Source organism: Stenotrophomonas sp. NRRL B-14846, assembly GCF_050473585.1.
Classification (GTDB): Bacteria; Pseudomonadota; Gammaproteobacteria; order Xanthomonadales; family Xanthomonadaceae; genus Stenotrophomonas.
This window is the reverse complement of record NZ_JBFLUN010000022.1, coordinates 1,488,858-1,510,808: the sequence shown is the minus strand read 5'-3', so window position 1 is coordinate 1,510,808 and position 21,951 is coordinate 1,488,858. Positions and strand designations below refer to the sequence as shown.

At 65.9% G+C, this 21,951-nt stretch carries 19 protein-coding genes; 15 read left to right on the top strand and 4 right to left on the bottom strand.

What is annotated here, in order from left to right; genetic code table 11:
- Positions 1–340 precede the first annotated feature (340 nt).
- The 9 genes from AB1281_RS09180 to AB1281_RS09140 all read left to right on the top strand — a co-directional run bounded on the left by AB1281_RS09180 (position 341) and on the right by AB1281_RS09140 (position 14,068).
- Entirely contained in the window at positions 341–1,060 is a 720-nt protein-coding gene (locus AB1281_RS09180) for an RNA polymerase sigma factor (RefSeq protein WP_430345665.1), read from the top strand.
- Entirely contained in the window at positions 1,057–2,094 is a 1,038-nt protein-coding gene (locus AB1281_RS09175; RefSeq protein ID WP_430345664.1) for a FecR family protein, read from the top strand. Before AB1281_RS09180 ends, AB1281_RS09175 begins: the two co-directional genes overlap by 4 nt.
- Before the next feature lie 108 nt (positions 2,095–2,202).
- On the top strand, positions 2,203–4,659 hold the full coding sequence (locus tag AB1281_RS09170; RefSeq protein ID WP_430345663.1) for a TonB-dependent siderophore receptor: 2,457 nt from the start codon (positions 2,203–2,205) through the stop codon (positions 4,657–4,659).
- A gap of 46 nt (positions 4,660–4,705) precedes the next feature.
- Positions 4,706–6,589, top strand: coding sequence for a PepSY-associated TM helix domain-containing protein (locus AB1281_RS09165; protein WP_430345662.1), 1,884 nt, complete (start codon positions 4,706–4,708; stop codon positions 6,587–6,589).
- A 191-nt stretch (positions 6,590–6,780) separates the two neighbouring features.
- Positions 6,781–8,964 carry a TonB-dependent siderophore receptor gene (locus AB1281_RS09160; protein WP_430345661.1) on the top strand — a complete coding sequence of 728 codons (2,184 nt, stop codon included), beginning with the start codon at positions 6,781–6,783 and terminating at the stop codon, positions 8,962–8,964.
- Between the two features lie 58 nt (positions 8,965–9,022).
- Positions 9,023–9,316: a hypothetical protein gene (locus AB1281_RS09155; protein ID WP_133934670.1), complete on the top strand. Its 294-nt coding sequence runs from the start codon at positions 9,023–9,025 to the stop codon at positions 9,314–9,316.
- On the top strand, positions 9,303–9,602 hold the full coding sequence (locus AB1281_RS09150; RefSeq protein WP_133934669.1) for a hypothetical protein: 300 nt from the start codon (positions 9,303–9,305) through the stop codon (positions 9,600–9,602). Before AB1281_RS09155 ends, AB1281_RS09150 begins: the two co-directional genes overlap by 14 nt.
- 11 nt (positions 9,603–9,613) lie before the next feature.
- The gene (locus AB1281_RS09145; RefSeq protein ID WP_430345660.1) at positions 9,614–11,224 is read left to right on the top strand and encodes a PepSY-associated TM helix domain-containing protein; all 1,611 of its coding nucleotides are present in this window, start codon (positions 9,614–9,616) and stop codon (positions 11,222–11,224) included.
- Between the two features lie 195 nt (positions 11,225–11,419).
- Complete coding sequence (locus AB1281_RS09140) at positions 11,420–14,068, top strand: excinuclease ABC subunit A (RefSeq protein WP_430345659.1); 2,649 nt, start codon at positions 11,420–11,422, stop codon at positions 14,066–14,068.
- 106 nt (positions 14,069–14,174) lie between these two features.
- Here AB1281_RS09140 and AB1281_RS09135 read toward each other — a convergent pair whose 3' ends face one another.
- A complete protein-coding gene (locus AB1281_RS09135) occupies positions 14,175–15,128 on the bottom strand; it encodes an alpha/beta fold hydrolase (protein WP_430345658.1) in 954 nt (317 codons plus the stop codon).
- Positions 15,129–15,252: 124 nt separating this feature from the next.
- On the opposite strand from AB1281_RS09135, the gene AB1281_RS09130 reads away from it, so the two are divergent.
- The 3 genes from AB1281_RS09130 to AB1281_RS09120 all read left to right on the top strand — a co-directional run bounded on the left by AB1281_RS09130 (position 15,253) and on the right by AB1281_RS09120 (position 17,598).
- Entirely contained in the window at positions 15,253–15,867 is a 615-nt protein-coding gene (locus AB1281_RS09130; protein WP_430346985.1) for a TetR/AcrR family transcriptional regulator, read from the top strand.
- 61 nt (positions 15,868–15,928) lie between these two features.
- Complete coding sequence (locus tag AB1281_RS09125) at positions 15,929–16,405, top strand: DUF1348 family protein (protein WP_430345657.1); 477 nt, start codon at positions 15,929–15,931, stop codon at positions 16,403–16,405.
- A gap of 272 nt (positions 16,406–16,677) precedes the next feature.
- Positions 16,678–17,598, top strand: coding sequence for an MBL fold metallo-hydrolase (locus AB1281_RS09120; RefSeq protein ID WP_049463386.1), 921 nt, complete (start codon positions 16,678–16,680; stop codon positions 17,596–17,598).
- Positions 17,599–17,713: 115 nt separating this feature from the next.
- Here AB1281_RS09120 and AB1281_RS09115 read toward each other — a convergent pair whose 3' ends face one another.
- From AB1281_RS09115 to AB1281_RS09105, 3 genes are all read right to left on the bottom strand, one after another.
- Complete coding sequence (locus tag AB1281_RS09115; RefSeq protein WP_049401562.1) at positions 17,714–18,595, bottom strand: RNA polymerase sigma-70 factor; 882 nt, start codon at positions 18,593–18,595, stop codon at positions 17,714–17,716.
- Between the two features lie 75 nt (positions 18,596–18,670).
- Positions 18,671–19,075 carry a cupin domain-containing protein gene (locus tag AB1281_RS09110; RefSeq protein ID WP_032127296.1) on the bottom strand — a complete coding sequence of 135 codons (405 nt, stop codon included), beginning with the start codon at positions 19,073–19,075 and terminating at the stop codon, positions 18,671–18,673.
- A gap of 55 nt (positions 19,076–19,130) precedes the next feature.
- Positions 19,131–19,610 (bottom strand): carboxymuconolactone decarboxylase family protein, encoded by a 480-nt coding sequence (locus AB1281_RS09105; RefSeq protein ID WP_043033451.1) that lies wholly within the window; start codon positions 19,608–19,610, stop codon positions 19,131–19,133.
- An 89-nt stretch (positions 19,611–19,699) separates the two neighbouring features.
- Here AB1281_RS09105 and AB1281_RS09100 point away from each other — a divergent pair, with 89 nt between their 5' ends.
- The 3 genes from AB1281_RS09100 to AB1281_RS09090 all read left to right on the top strand — a co-directional run bounded on the left by AB1281_RS09100 (position 19,700) and on the right by AB1281_RS09090 (position 21,933).
- Positions 19,700–20,008, top strand: a complete 309-nt coding sequence (locus AB1281_RS09100) for a sigma factor-like helix-turn-helix DNA-binding protein (protein ID WP_110712368.1) — start codon at positions 19,700–19,702, stop codon at positions 20,006–20,008.
- Positions 20,005–21,036 (top strand): LysR substrate-binding domain-containing protein, encoded by a 1,032-nt coding sequence (locus AB1281_RS09095; protein WP_430345656.1) that lies wholly within the window; start codon positions 20,005–20,007, stop codon positions 21,034–21,036. Before AB1281_RS09100 ends, AB1281_RS09095 begins: the two co-directional genes overlap by 4 nt.
- A 129-nt stretch (positions 21,037–21,165) precedes the next feature.
- Entirely contained in the window at positions 21,166–21,933 is a 768-nt protein-coding gene (locus AB1281_RS09090) for an SDR family oxidoreductase (RefSeq protein ID WP_430345655.1), read from the top strand.
- Positions 21,934–21,951: the final 18 nt, after the last annotated feature.

Genomic DNA, 21,951 nt, shown 5'->3' with positions numbered 1-21,951 from the left:
GTGGCGCGTGACCTTTACCTCGGCGAGCCAGCAGGGTCTACGATCGGCCGCAAAAGCGGGGCTCGCCATCACCATCGCTCTTCAGGACGACATCCAGGATGGCCTGGTCGTTGCGGGGGAGGGATTGGGCCTTCCAGCGCTGCCCGCCGTGAGCTTAGCGTGCGCTGGACCGGTGGATCTTCCCGCACGACCTGGATTCCCCTTCGTATCACGGCGCAAGGGAGGGGTAGGGAGTTCCAATTGCAAATGACTCTCACTACACTTAGGGCATCCCCCCCCCCCTTCCGCCGCCTGTCGCGGCCAGAACTCCGGCTCCCAACGTGAATTCCCCGCCCCACCTGTGCAGACCGCAGGCATTTGCCCTGAGGGTGATGTGTCCACGCTAGGCCGGGGCACGGGCAGCAACGCGGAACGGGTCTCTTCCACGGAGGCGGGCATTCCGGAAGACGCCTCGCCAATGGGCGGAAACCTCCTTGCGAAGGCCTATGCCCGCTGGCGCGGGCCCATCCTGCGCAGCCTTGCGCGTGTGAGAGGTGCCGACGGTGAGGACGCCCTGCACGACGGTGCAGTCAAATGGCTGGCGGCAAACCCTGCGCTGGCGTCGTGCGACCAGCAAGGTGCCTATTTCCGGCGAACGGTGATGAACACCGTGGCCGATGAATATCGTGAGCACACCGCAGGCCGCCGTCTCCAGACCCTGCCGCTGGCAGATGCCGAGGATGCGGGCCAGGCCATCGCCAGCGATGAATCACAGTGCCCGTTGCAGCTCAGCGCACAGCGGCAGCGCCTGGAACGCCTGCAAGAAGCACTGGCCGAGCTGCCGGAGCGGCAACGCGAGGCCTTCGTGCTCTGCCGCTTCGATGGGCTGGCCCAGGAGGACGTAGCCGCTCGCATGCAGATCTCCCGCCGCATGGTGGTCAAGCACCTGTCGCGAGCGGTTGCCTACTGCGAAGTGCGGGTACGCTATGCGTCTCTGGCACAGATGCAGGAACTGCATCGCCCGATCAAGGCGGGCGAGGCGTTGGCGCCTGCCATCGATGCTGATTTTCCCTGCCGATGACCGATCTCCCTTCTGCCGCAGATTCCGACCCGTTTGCCCTGCATGAGGCGGCCGCCGCGTGGATGGTGCGGCGGCAGGATGCGGACTGGCAACCGGAAGAAGAGGCGGCCCTGCAGCACTGGCTGGCCGAGAGCGAAGCGCACCGACAGGCGTTCGCCGACGTGGCCAGAACCTGGCACGACCTGGGTCAGCTGCCACGCCCCGTGCTGGCCTCGGACAGGCATGCGGGGATCGCCCCAGCAGTACCTGCCGTTCAACGGCGGGGCAGGGCGGTGCGGCGTGCACGGTCATGGCGCCTGCCACGCGTTGCGGCGGCTGCGGCCGTGGCGATGCTGGCCTTGGGGTACGTCGGCTACGGTTGGTACACCGCGCCCAGCTACGTACAGGACGTGGCCACCGGTACGGGCGAGACACGTGATCTTCAATTGCCGGACGGCTCACGGATTTCGCTCAATGCACGCAGCACGCTGGTCGTGCATTTCTATCGATCCCGTCGTGAAGTGGTACTCAGCCAGGGCGAGGCGTACTTCGAGGTCGCCCCGGCGGCCGACCGGCCCTTCACCGTCGATGCCCAGCGCAGCCGGGTGACGGTGGTCGGCACGGCCTTCAATGTGCGCAATGGCCCGGGCGAAGTCGTGGTCAAAGTTCTGCATGGGCACGTGCAGGTACAGCCGGATCGCGCCGAAGGTGCCTCGCCGGTCAGCCTGCACGCCGAACAAGGCCTGGCCGTTACCACGCTTACAGCCGCCTACCGCTCCATTGCCGCCAGCGCAGACAGCATTGGCGGCTGGCGCAACGGGCGCCTGGTGTTCCGGCGCACCCCGCTGGACGAAGTGGCGCAGGAGGTTGGGCAGTATCTGGGTCATCCCGTCACGCTGGGCCAGCCAAGGCTGAAGTTCCTGCCGGTCTCCGGCTACGCAGCCACCGATGCCCCAGCCACCTTCCTGGAAGCGCTGCCGGATCTGTTGCCCGTGCAGGTGACCCGCACTGCGCAGGGCGGCTATCGCATCGACGAACGGCCTGTGACCCGCTGACGCCGGAACGAAAATTTCTTCCGGCGCGGGTTCCCACTCCACCGCCATTTTCCGTTTACCCCAGTGAGGCCAGTAGCGGCCAAGCATGATGGAGCGGTAATGGGGTACATGAAGATCAAGCGCGCACTTGTTGCTGGCGCGTTCTCTACGGGGGTACACGCCAAGCGGCTGCCGTTGCTGGCACTGTGCATTTCCAGCGCGCTGGCAGCGCCGGCCGTCGCACAGGCGCAGCCGGCTGCGCGCCTGCAGTTCAATATTCCGGCGCAACCGCTGGATGCCGCACTGCGCCGCTTTTCCGAGCAGTCCCGGCAGCAGGTGCTGTTCAGCGAATCGGCGGTGGCGGGCCGTCGCGCCCCGGCCCTGACCGGCAGCTACACGCCGCAGGAGGCACTGGCGCGCCTGCTGGAGGGGAGTGGAGTGCGTGTCAATGCCACACGCCCGGGCGTGTTCACGCTGGCCCAGGAAGCAGCAGCACCTGCGCGCAGCAAAGACACCCAGACCACCCTGCAGACGGTGAACGTCACCGCCAATGCACCAAGCGACGGCGCTTACACGGCACGTGAGCTGAGCCTGGGCAAGCTGGGGCAGAGCATCCGGCAGACCCCGCAGTCGGTCAGCGTGATCACTCGCCAGCAGCTGGACGACCGCAACCTCACCACGCTGGACGAGGCACTGGCGCAGACCACGGGTGTGACCAAGACCGCCCGCAACTTCGGCAACCACAAGTTCTCGATCCGCAGCTTCACCGTGGACGACAGCAACTATCTGGTCGATGGCGTGGCCGGCATTGTCTATGCCCCGGTGGGCTGGCTGCCTATCGACACAGCGGTGCTGGAGCGGGTTGAAGTGCTGCGCGGTGCCGGCGGCATGATGCTTGGCGCGGCCGACCCCAGCGGGGCGATCAACATGGTCCGCAAGCGCCCCCGCGACCAGGCCCATCTGGATCTGGCGGCCACCGTGGGCTCGTGGGACAACTACCGTGTCGAAGTCGATGGCGGTGGCCCGCTCAATGCCGCCGGCAGCGTGCGCGGCCGACTGGTTGCCGCCTACCAGGACCGCGATTACTTCCAGCGGGGCACCTCATCGAAGACGCCGGTGGCCTATGGGGTGATCGACGCCGACCTGGGTGCGGACACCACGCTGACCTTCGGCCTGCGCCATCAGGCCAGTGACACCGACGGCTACTGGCTGTTCGGCCTGCCGCGCTACACCGATGGCGGCGCGCTGGACATCAAGCGTTCCACCTCGCTCATCCAGGACTGGAATCGGCAGGAAGGCTCCGTCGACGAAGCCTTTGCGGAGGCGGAGCACCGTTTCAACGAGCGCTGGAAGGCACGCCTGTCGGTGAACCGCACCGAGTCGGACCTGGACCAGCGTGTCGCGGTTCCGCTGGGCGGGGTGGACCGCGCCACCGGCATCGGCTCGCGCTTCTATGACATCTATTTCAACCGCTCGCGCGTGCGCAGTGATGGCATCGACCTGCACACCACCGGCAGTTTCGAAGCCTTCGGCCGCAGCCACCAGGTGCTGCTGGGCGCCATGTGGTCGCGGCAGCGTACCCGCCAGAGCTCGGCGGACCTGGCCATCGACGTGCCGATCAATGTCTACGCGCCGGACCACAGCGCCATTGCGCAGCCGCTGCAGCCCGCGTGGGACTGGTCAGAAAACGCCCGCGCCCAGCAGAGCGGCGTGTACAGCAACCTGCGCCTGCAGCTGGCGGAACCGCTGCATCTCACGCTGGGTGGCCGGCTGAGCTGGGTGAAGTACCAGTCCAGCGATGGCTTCAGCGGCGCCAAGAGCCGCGACTACGAACAGAAGCACGAATTCACCCCGTACGCCGGCCTCGTCTACGACCTGGGCCCGCAATGGTCGGTCTACGCCAGCTACGCCGATACCTTCCAGCCGCAGAGCTCGTACGTCACCGCGTCCGGCTCGGTGCTGGATCCGGCCATCGGCGCCAACTACGAGCTGGGCGTGAAGGGTGAGTTGAACGATGGCCGCCTGAATGTCTCTGCCGCGGTGTTCTCCATCCGCAAGACCGGCAACGCCGTGGTGGACGAATCCGACCCGGGCACCTGCCGTGGCTCGCTGGCGTCGTCCGATTGCTACCGCAATGGCGGGAAGCTGCGCAGCAAGGGCTTTGAGCTGGAAGCCAGCGGCGAACTGGCGCCGGGTTGGCAGATGATGGCGGGCTATACCCACGTCACCAGCCGTGACGACGAGGGCGCGACCATCAGCGCCGAGACGCCGCGCCACCTGCTGCGCCTGTCGACGTCCTACCAGCTGCCGGGCAAGTGGAACGCGTTCTCCGTGGGCGGTGGTGTATCGGCACAGAGCAGCTATTCCTATCCGGCCTACGACGACCCGGACTGGCGCATGGGCGCAGCGGGACGTGCCGTGTGGGACCTGCGTGCCGGCTACCGGATCAATCCGCGCTGGAGCGTGGGCCTCAACGTGGCCAACCTGTTCGACACCCGCTACTACGCGATGATCAGCCAGATCCGCCGCGGCAACTTCTTCGGCGAACCCCGCAACGTGATGCTGACGCTGCGCGGATCGCTGTGATTCCCCGCAAGCAGCGGAACAACGGCCTGCCCGCCACGGGGCAGGCATGAAAGCGGGCTTCCGGCAGAGCATGTCGTGGCTGCACACCTGGTGCGGCCTTACCTGTGGCTGGCTGCTGTGCGCGATCTTCCTGACCGGCACGCTCAGCGTGTTCCGTGAGCCGATCACGCGTTGGATGGAGGCCGGCCCCGTGCCGGCCTCCTCGCCGGCAGTGGGCACCGCAACGCAGGCGATGCGTGCGCAGCACTGGCTGGCAGCAAATGCCGCCGATGCCCGGTCATGGCAGATCCGTTGGCCTGCCCAGCAGGGTTGGCCACTGGAGCTGTCGTGGGAGGATGGCGACGGCACCGCGCACGAACGCTGGGTGGATGCCGGCACAGGCATGCCACAGCCTCCACCTCGTCTTCGGGAAACCGAAGGCGGGCGCCACTTCATGTCCTTCCACTACACCCTGCACGGCGGCATGACCGGCTACTGGCTGGTGGGCTGGATCACCGCCTGCATGCTGCTGGCGCTGGTGTCCGGCGTGGTGGTGCATAAACGCATCTTCAAGGACTTCTTCACCTTCCGCCCGGGCAAGGGACAGCGCAGTTGGCTGGATGCGCACAATCTGAGTGCCGTGCTGACCCTGCCGTTCCTGTTCATGATCGGCTACACCGGGCTGACGTTCTTCTACAGCAGCTATCTGCCGTGGCCAGTGCACGTTGCCTATGGCGATGCGGAAGGCGCCTATGCGCGCTACGAAGCGGAGCTGTCGCCTGCGCAGCCGGCTCCGCCAGGCATTCTGGTATCCACCGCGCAACTGCCAGACCTGCAGCAACTGCTGGAACGCGCGCAGGCCGTCAGCGGGCAGCCGCCGGCATTGATCATGGTCCAGGCGCCCGGCACCGTGCACAGCGTGGTGGAGGTGATCGGTCGCAAGCCCGAGGGGCGCGCAGACAGGCATCTGCTGACCGAGGCCAGCCGCGCGGTGTTCGATGCTGCCAGCGGCACGCTGCTGCAACAGCATGGCGCACACCCGCATGCCATTGGCGCTGTGCAGGTGCATGAGACGATCGAAGCACTGCACAAGGCCGATTTCGGCGGCTGGCCAATGAAGTGGCTGTACTTCATCAGCGGCCTGCTGGGCACGGCGATGATCGCCATCGGCACGCTGCTGTTCTCCATCAAGCGGCGCAAGCGCAGTGAGCATGAGTTCGGCGCGGCCACGGCAGGCATCTATCGCTGCGTGGAAGCCTTCAACGTGGCATCGCTGGCCGGGGTGGCGCTGGCAAGCATCGTCTACCTGTATGGCAATCGGTTGCTGCCATTGGAAATGAGCGGTCGCAGCGCATGGGAAATACGCATTTTTCTTACGGCCTGCGCCGCCTCGGTGCTGCACGCGCTTTGGCGCCCACCTCGCCTGGCCTGGATCGAGCAGCTGTGGCTGGCCGCAGCACTGTGCCTGGCGCTGCCGCTGGTGAATCTGGCAACCACCGGGCAGGGGCTGCTGATGTACCTGCAGCGGGGCGCATGGCAGCAGGCTGGGGTGGAGCTGGTCGCACTGGCCTTCGGGCTGATGCTGGCAAGGACGGCCCTGATGCTGCAGCGCCGTTGGCCAGGGGCGCAGGAGGCGGCGCGCCCTGCCAAGCCTCCGGCCGGGCGGGAACCGGCCTATCGCTGGCAGGTGGCGAGCCGTGTGCTGGCCGCCTCGCTGGGCGGCTACGTGTTCACCGCCGTTACCGCTTCGGCACTGGCGTTGTTGTTGCCCGCGCTGGTGGGGGTAAGGACGTCCGTTTCGGTACTGGCCAGTTCACTGCTGGGGTTCGTGCTGTTGATTGCCGTTGCTGTGGGCGTCTTCAGCGCCCGCAGTGTTGGAAAGGTGTGGCTGAGTCTGGCGGCGGGGAGTGCCCTGATGGGGTTGCTGGTGGCGATGCTTCGGACAGGGTGAGGGCAGGGTGAGGGCAGGGCGCTCCCAAAGAAGCATGGAGGGAGTGGGGATGCTAGTGCGAATGATTTGCGTTTGATACAATTTAACGTGAAATTAACGCCGCCGCAGCTGCCGCCTAGGGCGCACTTCCTACCGTAGGCCCTCCAATGTCCAAAAAGATCCTTGCTTCCCGCGCTCCCATGCGCACCCTGTTGTCCACGTCCGTTGTGCTGATGCTGGCCTTGCCGCTGGTGGGGCATGCCGAGGAGGCTTCGGCAGAATCGCCCGATGCCAGCGCCACGACCCTGGATGCGGTGCGGGTCAACGCTTATCGAACGACCACCCACACCTCCGGCGCGACCAAGACCGATACCCCGGTTGCCGAGATGGCCAAATCGGTTTCGGTCATTGCCCGCGAGGAGCTCGACGCCCGCGGTGTGCAGAACCTCAATGAGGCGATGCGCTACGTGGCGGGCGTCGTTCTGGAGAGCGGCGGCATCGACAACCGCGTCGACGACTTCCGCATCCGTGGCTTCGACGCCGGCAGCTGGAGCAACAACGTCACCATCGACGGCATGCGTGCGCCGCAGGGTGGCCAGTGGAACCGGACCATGGTGGACAGCTGGAACCTGGATCGGGTCGAGGTGCTGAAGGGACCGTCGGCCGTCATGTATGGCCAGGTGGCTCCGGGTGGCATGGTCAACCAGGTCAGCAAGACCCCGACGCCTGACCAGCAGCAGGTGCTGCAGGTTGGTCTGGATGGAAACGGCCAGTACAGCAGCGCGTTCGATCTGGGCGCGGCATCGGACGACAAGCGCCACCTCGGGCGCCTGGTGGGCCTGTATCGCGACGGTGACACCCAGATCAAGCATACCCAGCAGCAGCACTGGTTCCTGGCCCCCAGCTATACCTTCCAGATGGCCGAGCGTACGCGGCTGACGGTGCTGGGCCTCTATCAGCGCGATGACGGCGGCTCGACCTACCAGTTCCTGCCGATGGACGGCACGCTCAAGGCCACCCCCTATGGGCGCATGAAGAACACGACCTTCATTGGCGAACCGAACTGGAACACCTACGACCGCACGATCTGGACGGCCGGCTGGCTGTTCGAACATGCCTTCAACGAGAACTGGACCCTGAGCCAGGGTGCCCGCCGCACCAACGTGGAATCGACCTTCCGCACCGTGGTGACCAACGGTGGCCTGAACCCGGATGGCCGCACGCAGAAGCGACGTGCCACCTGGGGCGAGGGAGACTCCCAGGGCGACACCATCGACACCCGCGTTACCGGCAAGTTCCAGACCGGCTCGGCTGAACACACGCTGCTGGTGGGCGTGGATTGGCAGAAGGCCGATTGGGATGCGGCACGCGGTGCGATGCGTGATCCGGCGCCGATCGACATCTTCAATCCGGTCTACACCGGCTATGTCCCGGTGACCAACAGCATCAGCTACTCGGGAGGCGTCAACCGCCAGACGGGTGCCTACCTGCAGGATCAGATCGCGCTGGACAAGTGGCGCTTCACCGTGGGCGGCCGTTACGACTGGACCAAGGACGACACCTGGACGCAGTCGTACACCGCGGCTACGGATCGCTACGGCGCACGCGCGCCGAGCCGCATCAAGAACGAAGCCTTCAGCGGCAACGCTGGCATCCTCTTCGTGGCTGACAACGGCCTGACGCCATACCTGAGCTATGCCGAGTCGTTCCAGCCGGCAGGCAGCACGGCGACACAGTCCTTCGACCGGACGCCGTTCGACCCGATCACCGGCAAGCAGTGGGAAGTGGGCGTGAAGTATCAGCCGTCTGGATTCGATGGTCTGATCACGCTTTCAGCCTACGATCTGCGCCAGCAGAACATCCTGACCAACGATCCGGATCCCAGCCACAACACCTGCGGCACGACTGGGTCCAGCCAGTGCCAGGTGCAGGATGGCGAGGGTCGCGTGCGTGGCGTGGAACTGGAAGGCCGCATCACCCCCCTCGATGGCTTCAGCGTGATCGGCGCCGCGTCGTGGATGGACTCGGAAGTCACCAAGAGCAACAACGGCTACCAGGGCAAGCAGCTGGCGATGGTTCCGGACTGGACCGCCGCGCTGTGGGGCGACTACACCTTCCAGGGCGGGGCACTCGCAGGCCTGAGCCTTGCCGCAGGCGTCCGCTACAACGGCGAAAGCTACGGTGACAGCGCCAACGTCTACCTGATTCCGTCCTACACGATGTGGGATGCGGCCATCCGTTATGACGTCGGTGCGATCGGGAGTGTGGGCACGCAGTTCGCACTGAACGTCAGCAACCTGACCGACAAGCGATTCGTGACCACGTGCAGCGGTGTCTCCTCATGCTTCTTCGGCACAGGACGCACCGTCACGGCCACCGCCCGGTTCACCTGGTAACCCTTCTGCCCCGTGACCGGCCAGCCAGGTCACGGGGCCTCCAAATGAGACTTCCAGAATGTCGGTCGTGATGGCAGTGCTGGCTTCAGCCGCGGGTGTGGTCGGGGCGTGGCTGTTCTATCTGGCGTCACCGAAGCAGCAGTGGCGGCGCGCCGGACCCTGGCCTGTCCGTGGGAAATGGATTCCCGGCAGCACCTTGTCGCTGGTCTCGCTGGCCATGTTCCTGTCCTTGATGGGAAGCGGTGCGGCCTTCTTCACCTGGCTGACGATTCTGATGCTGGTCTGGTCGGCCGCGCCCTTCCTGGGCGTCTGGCGCGCTCGACAGCGTGGAGGTGCCCATGGCCGGCCCTGACAAGCTGCAGAGCCGACACTGGTTCGGGAAGACATGTGCCGGTGTACTGCTGGGCTTTGGGCTCTCCCTGGCCCTGTCCGGCGTGTTCGCGTGGTTCGGACCCGGCGGCATTGATGGCGGGGGCGGCAAGGCCCAGTTCAATATGTGGCTGGTCGCGCTGCTGTGGGCGCCGATCCTGTCATTTGTTTTCCTTTTTCGTAGCAGCGCAAGCGCCTGGCTGTGGCTCGGTGCTGCCAACGTGGTCGCCTTTGGCGCGCTCTGGCTGGCGCGCAGCCATCTGGGCTGACTGGACCTCACATGAAGATCCGCAACGACATCATCAAGGTCTATAAGGACGTGCACATCTGGGTCGGCATCTTTGCTGGCCTGATGCTGTTCGTTGCCTTCTATGCCGGCTCGATCACCATGTTCGAGAAGCCGCTGGAGCGATGGGCAACACTCCCGTCTGCGCTGTCTGCGCCGGTCCCGATGGAACGTGCACCTGACCTGTTGGCCGCGGTGCTCAAGGCGCACCCCGAGGCGGCGAAGAACTACAGCGTGATGGTGCAGACCTCACCTGAGGCGCCTGCCAGGGTGATCTGGCGAGTACGCGGCGACAAGCCACGGCAGTTCACCGAATTTGGCGCAAGCTTCGACGCGGAAGGGCGGCTTCAGGTGGAGCAGCTGCGAAAGGCACCGGTGGCGCAGCTTGTCGACACCTTGCATCAGTTCGTCGGCCTGCCGTTCCCCGGTGCGATTTCGCGCCCCATCATGGGCATCATTGCGCTGATGTATGCCGTCGCATTGATCTCCGGCGTCATCGTGCTGTTGCCGACGTTGGTGAAAGACTTCTTCGCCGTGAGGGTAGGCAAGAACATCAAGCGCATGTGGCTGGATGTGCACAACGCGCTGGGCATTGTCAGCTTGCCATTCCACCTGATCATGGCCGTGACCTGCGTGGTATTCGCGTTCCACGATCAGATCTACGACATCCAGGACAAGGTGGTTTATCCCAATGGCATCCAATGGGGCGAAGAGCACGATGACCGGCCCGCTCCGGGCGCCCAGCCTCTGCCTGCTCCTGCACTGCTGGAAAAGGTAAAGGCACAGCTGCCGGGCTTTGAGGTCTACAGCCTGGGCTTCCAGCAGAAGGGCAGTGTGGTCGAGGGGCGTGTCACCGGCCTGGATATCCGCTACGGGACCCGTGCCCGCACCTACATGAGTACCCATCTCGATCCGTACACTGGCGTGGTGGACACACATGACCTGCCGGGACACATGGGCGGCTGGGATACGGCGGTCAATGCCTTCTTCATGCTGCACTTCGGCAGCTTTGGCGGGAACCCCGTGCGCTGGATGTACCTGCTCCTGGGGCTTGGCGGTGCGATCGTGTTCTACACCGGCAACCTGCTGTGGATCGAGTCACGACGCAAGAAGCAGCGCGATGCCAACCTTCCCGAGCAGAAGCGATCCACCCGTGTGCTGGGATCGCTGACCATCGGTGTGTCCCTGGGCTGTGTCATCGGCATATCGGCAACACTGGCAGCTACCAAGTGGCTGCCTGGGCTGGTTGCCAATGTCCCGGCATGGCACGAAGGCATCTACTATGCGGCCTTCCTGCTGGCAGTGGCCTGGGCATTCCTGCGTGGGGCCGCGCGCTCCGCTTATGAGCTGCTGTACGTTGGCGCAGTAGTGACGGCACTGATCCCGGTCGGCAGCCTTGCGGCGTTGGCTGGCGTCCCCGGCACCTGGAACCATTCAAGTGCCGGGGTGGCCGTGGATGCGACCGCAATTGTCGCTGCTGCCATTTTCTGGCAACTGGCGAGGCGATCCAGGAAGCGCGCAAAGATGGGCCACAAGGACAGCGTTTGGGCCATCGAAGGAAATGCGACCACAAGGGCAGGGCACATCCAAGCGGCCGGGGAGTAGATCCGTCCTGCCTGCCGTTGGCCGGCCACATTGAATGGGCGGCGGCGGACAGCGTGTATCGCCTGAGAAGTGTTCTGCAGCCAGAAGATCACGCGTTGCACGAACGCCCATCACCCACATTCACCCCGCAGCAGCGAAAATGCATCCCTGGGCGTGCCCTGAAGCGCGCCGCTCACTGCCTGCAGGATCGTAACGATGTCCAACACCCCCTTTGGTGAATCGTCATGCGCTGCCGCCGCCAGCGGTTGCGTCGAGGTGCGCGGTGCGCGCGAGCACAACCTCAAGAATGTCGATGTCTCCATTCCGCGTAATGCACTGGTGGTGTTCTCCGGCGTATCGGGTTCCGGCAAGTCATCGTTGGCCTTCGGTACCGTCTTCGCTGAAGCACAGCGGCGCTACTTCGAGTCCGTTGCGCCGTATGCCAGGCGCCTGATCGACCAGGCGGGTGTGCCGGACGTGGATGCCATCGACGGGCTGCCACCGGCAGTGGCCCTGCAGCAGCAGCGCGGGGCCAGCAATGCGCGTTCGTCAGTGGGCAGCGTGACCACGCTGTCCAGCCTGGTGCGCATGATGTACTCGCGTGCGGGTGCGTACCCGGCCAACCAGCCCATGCTGTATGCCGAGGACTTCTCACCCAACACGCCGCAGGGCGCCTGCACCACCTGCCATGGCCTGGGGTATGTCTACGAAGTGACCGAAGCGCTGATGGTTCCGGACCCCTCGCTGAGCATCCGCGAGCGCGCCATCGCCTCCTGGCCGCCGGCCTGGCATGGCCAGAACCTGCGCGACATCCTGGTCACGCTGGGCTACGACATCGACGTGCCGTGGAAGAAGCTGCCCAAGAAGGACCGGGACTGGATCCTGTTCACCGAGGAAGCGCCCAGCGTGCCGGTCTATGCCGGGTTCACGCCCGCCGAGACGCGTGCTGCGCTCAAGCGCAAGCAGGAGCCCAGCTACATGGGCACCTATACCGGCGCGCGCCGCTACGTGCTGCACACCTTTGCAAACACCCAGAGCGCACTGATGCGCAAGCGCGTGTCGCGCTACATGGAAGGCAAACTGTGCCCGGCCTGCCACGGAAAGCGCCTGAAGCCGGAAGCACTCTCCGTCACCTTTGCCGGCGTGGATATCGGCGAGTTCATGCGTCTGCCGCTGGATCAGCTGGCGGCGCTGCTGGAGCCCATCGCACAAGGTGATTTCGGCGCGCACAGCAAGGGCGCTCGCACCAGCAGGAGCGCGACACCACGCGATCGCGCCCGGCGGGCCGCGAGTGGCCAGGCGACCCACGAGGGCGCTCCGGACGTGCGCCTGACCTCGGCCTTGTCCGAAGAGAAGCGCCTCGCCGCACAACGATTGGCAGGCGGCGTGATGGCGCGGGTGCACCAGCTGCGTGACCTGGGCCTGGGGTACCTCTCGCTGGACCGTGCGACGCCAACCCTGTCGGCCGGCGAACTGCAGCGGCTGCGGCTGGCCACGCAGCTCAGCTCCTTGCTGTTTGGCGTGCTGTACGTGCTCGACGAACCCTCGGCCGGCCTGCATCCGGCCGACAGCCAGGCGCTGTACGACGCGCTGGAACGGCTTCGCGATGGCGGAAACTCGGTGTTCGTCGTTGAACATGACCTGGAGTTGATGCGCCGCGCGCAGTGGCTGGTGGATGTTGGGCCCGAGGCGGGCGAGCACGGCGGCCAGGTCCTCTACAGTGGCGAGCCCGACGGCCTGCGCCAGATCCAGGCTTCGCGCACGGCGCAGTACCTGTTCGACCAGGTGCCCGCACCCGCCAGCCGGCAGCGCAGCGCCAACCGCTGGCTGGAATTGAAGGGCATCCACCGCCACAACCTGCAGGGCGTGGACGCACAGGTGCCGCTGGGGCTGCTGACCGCGGTGACCGGCATTTCAGGCTCCGGCAAATCCAGCCTGATGGCGCAGGCGCTGCCCGAGCTGTTGCTGCTGCACCTCGGGCATGAGCCTGCGGACGACAGCGCCGATAGCGCGCCCACCGACGGGCCGACCGTGATTGAAACGACGCGGGGCACATTGGCAGGCGATATGGACGCCATCCAGCGGGTGGTGCAGGTCGACCAGAAGCCCATCGGCCGCACGCCACGCTCCAACCTGGCCACCTACACCGGCTTGTTCGATCACGTGCGCAAGCTGTTCGCCGCCACGCCCGCCGCGCGCCGCCGCCGTTTCGATGCCGGCCGCTTCTCGTTCAACGTGGCCAAGGGCCGGTGCGAGACCTGCGAGGGCGAGGGTTTCGTCAGCGTCGAGCTGCTGTTCATGCCCAGCGTCTATGCACCATGCCCCACCTGCCACGGTGCGCGTTACAACGAGGCCACGCTGAAGGTGCAGTGGAATGACCGCAACATCGCCGAGGTCCTGCAGATGACGGTTGACCAGGCGCGTGCGTTCTTCAGTGAAGAGGATGCCATTGCGCGCCCGCTGCAGTTGCTGCAGGAAATCGGCCTGGGCTACCTGCGGTTGGGCCAGCCGGCCACGGAACTTTCAGGTGGCGAGGCCCAGCGCATCAAGCTGGCCACCGAGCTGCAGCGCAGCCAGCGCGGGCGCACGCTGTACGTGCTGGACGAACCCACCACCGGCCTGCATGCGTCGGACGCCGACAGGCTGCTGGTGCAGCTGCAGCGGCTGGTGGACGCTGGCAATACGGTGGTGATGATCGAGCATGACATGCGCGCTGTCGCGCAGGCGGACTGGGTGATTGATGTAGGCCCCGGAGCGGGTGGGGCAGGGGGCACCATCGTCGCGAAGGGAACGCCGCAACAGGTGGCGCGCGCCAAAGGCAGCAGAACGGCGCCGTTCCTGGCGAAGGAGCTGGCTTCCCTGTAGCGCCGAGCCATGCTCGACCATCGATGTCCGGCGCCGGAAGGCCAGCACCGAGGCAGCGCCTTTCAACAGGAAACGGGCTCCGGCACATTGCCGGAGCCCGGGTTGCTTACTTTTCCTGCAGGAACGTCAGCAGGTCCTGGTTGACCTTGTCCTTGTGGGTGTCGGTCAGGCCATGCGGCGCGCCCGGGTACACAATCAGCCTGGCGCCCTTGATCAGCTTCGCCGACTGGCGGCCGGAGATGTCGATCGGCACGATCTGATCGTCATCACCGTGGATCACCAGCGTCGGCACGTCGAACTTCTTCAGGTCGGTGCGGAAGTCGGTGGCCGAGAACGCGGCGATCGAATCGTAGGTGTTCTTGTGGCCACCCTGCATGCCCTGCGCCCACCAGGCATCGATCAGGCCCTGCGACACCTTCGCGCCCGGGCGATTGAAGCCGTAGAACGGGCCCGACGGGATGTCCTTGTACAGCTGCGCGCGGTTGTCCATCTGCGCCTTGCGGATGCCATCGAACACTTCCATCGGCAGGCCATTGGGGTTGTCGGCGGTCTTCAGCATGAGCGGCGGCACCGAGCTGATCAGCACCGCCTTCCTCACCCGGCCGGTGCCATGGCGGCCGATGTAGCGCGCCACTTCGCCGCCACCGGTGGAGAAGCCCACCAGGGTGACATCGTGCAGGTCGAGCGTGTTGATCACCGTGGCCAGGTCATCGGCGTAGTGATCCATGTCGTTGCCATCCCACGGCTGGCTGGAACGGCCGTGGCCACGACGATCATGCGCGATGACGCGGTAGCCGTGGTTGGCCAGGAAGATCATCTGCGATTCCCAGCTGTCCGAGTTCAGCGGCCAGCCGTGGCTGAAGGTGACGACCGGGCCGTCCTTCGGGCCCCAGTCCTTGTAGTAGAGCTGCACGCCATCGGCGGTGGTGATGTAGCTGGCGGTGCGCGCAATGCTGGTGACTGCTGCCGGCTTGGCCGGTTCGGCGGCCTGCGCGGACAGGCCGGCCTGGACCGAGAGGGCGAGGGCGGCAACGGCCAGGGAACGGGCAAAGGTGTTCATGCGGGGCGTCTCATGGGTGGGTGGTGAGACGTACTTTGCGGCCGAAATCGGGCGTCTGGATGATGACATGTACGAATTTCTTGATAGATCGTCCTGTTCCAACGCGCCCACCCGGCAGCTCGCGATGCCGTCGGTTGACAGGGTAGAACGATCGTTCTACCTTGGCGCCGTGAACACAACCACCACCGAAACCCAGCAGAAGATCCTGGCCACGGCCGAGGCCCTGATCTACCAGAACGGGATCCACGCCACGGGCATGGACCTGCTGGTGAAGACCTCCGGCGTTGCCCGGAAGAGCATCTATCGGCACTTTGAAAACAAGGACCAGGTGGCCGCTGCGGCATTGAACGCGCGCGACGTGCGCTGGCTGGACTGGTTCCAGCAGGAGTGCGACAAGGCCGACACCGCGGAAGCACGCATCCTCGGCATGTTCACCGTGCTCAAGGGCTGGTTCCAATCCGAGGGTTATCGCGGCTGCGCCTTCATCAACACCGCAGGCGAGGTCGGCGACCCCGACGATCCGATTCGCCACATCGCCAGACATCACAAGCAGAAGCTGCTCGATTACACGCTGGAACTCACCACGCAACTGGATATCAAGCAGCCCGCCACACTGGCGCGGCAGCTGCTGGTTCTCATGGAAGGCGCCATCACCGTCTCGCGCGTGATGGGCGACTACACCGCCGCAGACACTGCAAGGGATGTTGCAAAGGTGTTGTTGGAGCAGGCCAGGCGCTGACGCCTGAGTCATCAAAACCCGTCGAAACACCCCGTTCATCCACTTGATTGGAGGCCCCACCGTGTCCATTGAAGCACCCCGTCCGCCACTTCCCCCGTTCACCCGTGAATCGGCCATCGAGAAGGTGCGCCTTGCCGAAGATGGCTGGAACTCCCGCGATGCTGACAGGGTTTCGCTGGCCTATTCGCTGGACACCGAGTGGCGCAATCGCGCCGAGTTCACCCGTGGCCGCGAGGAGGCCCGGCAGTTCCTGGCCCGCAAGTGGAACAAGGAGCTTGAGTACCGGCTGATCAAGGAGCTATGGGCCTTCACCGACAACCGCATTGCCGTGCGCTACGCCTATGAGTGGCATGACGACTCCGGCAACTGGTTCCGTTCCTATGGAAACGAGAACTGGGAATTCGGCGCCGATGGCCTGATGCAACGCCGCTTTTCGTGCATCAACGACATGCCGATCAAGGAAAGTGACCGCAGGTTCCACTGGCCGCTGGGGCGCCGCCCGGATGATCATCCGGGGCTGTCTGATCTGGGGATGTGATTCGCATTGCTTCCCGGAATGCAACATCACGTCCCCCTCCACGGGCCTACCGCAGCAACGGTGTGCTGCCTAGGCTGATCGCACACGGCATATGCCGTGTTCCGGGCCCACCGCTTGCGCAGTGGCCCGTCTTCCCATGAACCCTGCAGCGCTGGCCTGCCAGGCATCCGTGCCCTGGCAACGCCACGCCCTGCGCCGTGGGAAAGCGTCCGGAATCGTTCGCGCCAGCCTTGCATCGCTGCCCGCCCAATGCCCCTTCGTGGAGATCCCTCATGTTCAGTCTGGAAAACACCGCCGCGCCCATTGCCCCCGCTCTCGATGAACTGGTGCCCTCGCGCTACGCCCTCAAGGTGGGCGACGTCGAAGTGCTGGTGATCAGCGATGGCGTCCTGCCGTTGCCCACCCAGATGCTCGGCCACAACGTTCCGGCCGCCGACCGTGCCGAATGGTTCGAAGAGATGTACCTGCCGCAGGATGCCTTCGACTGGGCATTGAACGTGATGGTGGTGCACAGCGGTGATCGCACCATCCTCATCGATGCCGGCCTGGGCATGGACCCGGACCTGCAGCTGCCGCGGGCCGGCCAGTTGATCCGCCGCCTCGGTGCCGCCGGTATCAACCTGGGCGAAATCACCGATGTGGTGATCACCCACATGCACATGGACCACGTCGGCGGGCTGCTGGTTGAAGGCGTGAAGGAACAGCTGCGCCCGGACCTGAAGATCCACGTGGCCGCGGCGGAGGTGGAGTTCTGGAAGTCGCCGGACTTCAGCCGCACCAACATGCCGCAGGGGTTCCCCGATGCACTGCGTGCCACGGCCAAGCACTTCTGGGCCGAGTACAGCAGCTATGTGCACACCTTCCAGGACGAACAGCAGATCGCACCGGGCGTGACGGCCCGCCGCACCGGAGGGCATACCCCGGGCCACTGCGTGGTGCGCGTGGCGTCTGCCGGCCAGGCCCTGACCTTCGCCGGTGACGCGGTGTTCGCGGTCGGCTTCGACCAGCCGAACTGGCACAACGGCTTCGAGCACGACCCGGAGGAATCCGCGCGCGTCCGCATCGCCCTGCTGAAGGACCTGGCAGGCACCGGCGAAATGCTGGTGGCCACGCATCTTCCGTTCCCGTCAGTGGGCCGGGTGTCGCTGGAGGGCGAGACCTTCCGCTGGGTACCGGTGTTCTGGGACTTCTGATCGGGTCCTGCGGCCATTGCGCAGGCAGGCGTTAACGATCGGGGCGCATCGGCGCCCCGGTCAAATCGCGCAAGGATGAGGTCGACAATGGATGCCATCCACGCGGGGCGCGGATCTACTGGATGGAGGTGGGCAGTGCCAGCCGCTGCAGCTTGTGCGGGTTGCGCTGCACCAGGATCTGCGTGATCCGTTCGCCATCGGTCTCGAAGGCCATCGCCGCTTCCAGCTCGCCATCGAAATAGCGCAGCAGTCCCAGCCGTCCGTTGAGCATGGCCGGCACCATCTGCAATTGCGCGCTGCGCCGCAGGTGCGGGGCATACAGCAGCTGGGCAATGCGAGCGCCCCCGACCATCGGTTTGGGGAAGCTGGTAACGATGCCGCCGCCGTCACCCACCAGCTCGGCCGACTCGGCCATCAGTGCCTTCATCGTTCGGAAATCGCCACTGGATGCGGCCTCGGCGAAACGGCGCAGCAATCTCTGGTGTACGTCCTGCGGGACGTTGTAGCGCGGCCGCTCCTGCCTGAGCTGCTGGCGCGCACGATGCACGATCTGCCGGCAGGCGGCTTCTGTCTTGTCCAGGGTGCGCGCGACCACCGCGTAGTCCTGATCGAACACGTCGTGCAGCAGGAAGGCCGCACGCGCATCCGGGGCCAACCGCTCCAGCACGCTGAGGAAGGCGACCGACAGATCACTGGCCGTCTCCAGCACATATTCAGGGGTGCTGGTGTCATCGGTCAGCAGCGGCTCGGGCAACCACATGCCGACATAGTGTTCGCGCGTATGCCGTGCCAGGCGCAGGCCATCAATGGCGCGACGGGTGGTGGTAGCCACCAGCCAGGCTTCCGGATTCTCGATCTGTGACGGGTCGGCGCCATGCCATCGCAGCCAGACATCCTGCACTACGTCCTCGGCTTCGTGCGAAGACCCGAGCATGCGGTAGGCCACGCCGAACAGGCGCGGGCGGAGGCGGGAGAACAGCGCAGTGGAATCGTCCATGCCAGCGTAGACGGGACAGGTCCCCGGATTGTGACACCCGGGGACCTGTCGTTGGTGCCAGCGCCGGACGTGCGATCAGTGCGGCGGCAGAACCGCCGGCTTGCCGATGTCCTTGATCAGGAACACCACGAACTTCGCCGGCTCGGTAGCGCTGGCGTTACGACCCACGGTGTGCAGATCGGCTGGGCCTTCATGGAAGGCCTCGCCCGGGCCGAGGGTGACTTCCTTGCCGCCGGCCACGCCCATCACGATCCGTCCTTCCAGGACGTAGACGAATCCATGGGCATCGTGGCGGTGCACCGGATCGGCGCCACCCGGCGGGTATTCCACGGTAAGGATCAGCGCTTCCTTGCCGGGCTGCTCCGGCAGGGCGCGGGTCATCACCTCGCGCACCAGGGGCTCGGGCGCAGCAGGGGGCGGGGTGGCGGCAGCGCTGCACAGTGGCAGTAGCGCAAGCAGGGCCAGAACAGAACGACGCATGGCAGGTCTCCAGTGCGGTAGGGGAGGGCCGCTGCATGGGGCAGCGGCGGAACGATCAGGCCAGGCCGGCCTTGTCCAGGCCAAAGGCCGTATCCAAGGTGCCGGGCGTAGTACGGAAGGCGACGTTGGCGCGGTTCCAGGCGTTGATCGCCATCACCGCGTGGGTCAGGTCGACGATCTCCTGCTCGGACAGCTGGCCGCGCACGCGCGCGTACAGCTCGTCGGGCACACCCTGCGCCGGCAGCTGGGTCAGCACCTCGGTCCAGGCCAGGCAGGCACGCTCGCGCGGGCTGAACAGCGTCGATTCACGCCATGCCGCCAGGTGATGCAGGCGCAGTGGGCGCTCGCCGCGCAGGGTGGCCTCCTTCACGTGCATGTCCAGGCAGAAGCCGCAGCCGTTGAGCTGCGATGCACGGATGTTGACCAGATCGATGATGGCCGCTTCGATCGAGGCGGTATGGGCGGCATGCGAGTACAGGCCGAGCTTCTTGAACAGTTCGGGGGATTGCGCGGCGTAATCCAGGCGTGCGGTCATGGCGTGTTCCTGTAGCGAGTGAAGGACACAGCGAGGCTAGGCCTGCGCCCGCACTGCCGGTAGGCCGGGGCCGGGCCGCATGCTGTTGCATGAAAAACACCAATGGCCTGTCACAGCGGCCGATGCTCGGCCGTCTGCCGGGCATGGACACCTCAACGCACCTGCGCACCGCATTCCGCCCTGCCAGCGAGCAGGTCTGGCAGACCTTCCTGGCCGCACTGCGTGAATTGCCGCCCGATGCACGTGCGGTGCTGTTGCTGCACGACGTGCTGGGCGCCGGTTTCGAGGACATCGTGCCCCTGCTGGGGCTCGACCTTTCCGCGTGCAGGCAGCGCCTGGCGCTGGCGCGGAACCACCTGCACGCACAACGTGCTGGCCTGGAGCCAGGCCGCCCATGAACACCGCACAGCCCAGCCCGGCCAGCGACGGCCACGATGCGCTCAATGCATCCTTCTCCACCAGCTACGCCGGCGTGCTGGCCTTCATTGCAGTGGCGGCCGAGGGCAGTTTCGCCCGCGCGGCCGACCGCCTTGGCATCTGCCGTTCGGCCGTCAGCCGCAGCGTGCAGAAGCTGGAAAGCCAGCTGGGCGTGCGGTTGTTCCTGCGCACCACGCGCTCGACCACGCTGACCCGCGAAGGCGAGCTGTTCCTGGAAGGCTGCAACCCGGGCGTGAACTGCATCCTGCAGGCGCTGGAGGAAATGCGCGACCTGCGCGAGGGCCCGCCGCGCGGGCACCTGCGCATCAGTGCCAGCCACGGCTTCGGCCGGCGGGTGATCGCCCCCTTGCTGGCCGCCTTCCGCGCCGAGTACCCGCAGGTCTCGGTAGAACTGCTGCTGGACGAGCAGGCCCCCGACCTGGCGGGTGACCGCATCGATGTGGCGTTCCGCGACGGCCTGCTGGAAGACAGCCAGGTGATCGCCAAGCAGCTCGTGCCGATGCAGCTGGTGGTGTGCGCGTCACCGGCGTACGTGCAGGCGCAGGGTCTACCGTCGTCGGTGGATGCGCTGTCCACGCATGCCTGCATCGGGCGGCGCCTGCCGGGTGGGCGCATGCAGCCCTGGGAATTCCGGGTCGACGGCACCGATGTGCACCTGCAGCCGCCGGCCGCACTGGTGTTCAACGATGCCGACCTGGCCCTGCAGGCAGTCATCGACGGGCTGGGCATCGCCCAGCTGCCCAGCTATCAGGTACGTGAAGCGTTGTGGGCGGGCAGGGTGGTGACCTGCCTGGATCGGCATGCACCGCTCGATCGCGGCCACTACCTGTGCTACCTCAGCCGCCGCCAGCTTCCCAAGCGCGTGCGGGCCTTCATCGACTTCAGCACGCAGCGGGTGCGCGCGCTCGAACTGGATGTGATCTCGCATTGGGAAGCGCGCCAGCAGGCGACCCCCATGAAGCCAGGCGCACAGCACGCCTGGGCCTGAACGCATTGGTGCGTGCCGGGCAACAGTGCGCGCCCCAGCGCGGACCTACTGCCCCGCACCCACGCTGCCTACGATTCCAGCATGACCGGCCACAACCGGTCGCCCCTTCTACATTCCAGGAGACACGTCATGAAATTCCTCGTCATCGGTGGTACCGGCCGCATCGGCAGCAAGGTGGTGGAGCGCCTGCGCACCGCCGGGCATGACATCGTGGTGGCAGCGCCCTCCACTGGGGTGGATGTGCTGACCGGTGAAGGCTTGGACGCCGCCATGGACGGCGTCGACGTGGTGGTGGACCTGGCCAACTCGCCCTCGTTCGAAGATGCAGCAGTGCTTTCGTTCTTCGTGACCGCTGGCCACAACATCCTGACCGCCGCCGCCCGTGCCGGCGTACGCCACCACGTTGCGCTTTCCGTCGTAGGCACCGACAAGCTTGCGGCCAGCGGCTACTTCCGCGGCAAGATCGCCCAGGAGCGCCTGATCCGCGATTCGGGCCTGCCGTACACCATCATCCATTCCACGCAGTTCTTCGAGTTCCTGCCGGGCATCATCCAGTCCGCCGGCAATGGGGCGACCCTGCGCTTGCCCGCCGCCGACGTACAGCCGATTGCCGCCGAGGATGTTGCCGCAGCGGTGGCACGCATCGCGCAGCAGCCACCCCGCAATGGCGTAGTGGAAATTGCAGGCCCCCAGCGCGCCGCGATGGCGGATCTGGCTAGGCAGTATCTGCAGCGGACCGGCGACCCGCGGCAGGTCGTGGCAGACGCCGAGGCCCTGTATTTCGGCGCGCCGCTGCAGATCGATACGCTGGTACCGGTGGGGCAGGCGTGGCTGGGGCAGGTCGGCTTCGAAGCCTGGCTGCAGCAGTCCGGCCTGTTGCAGCGGCAGCCCGCCTGAGCGACGAATCGATCGCCT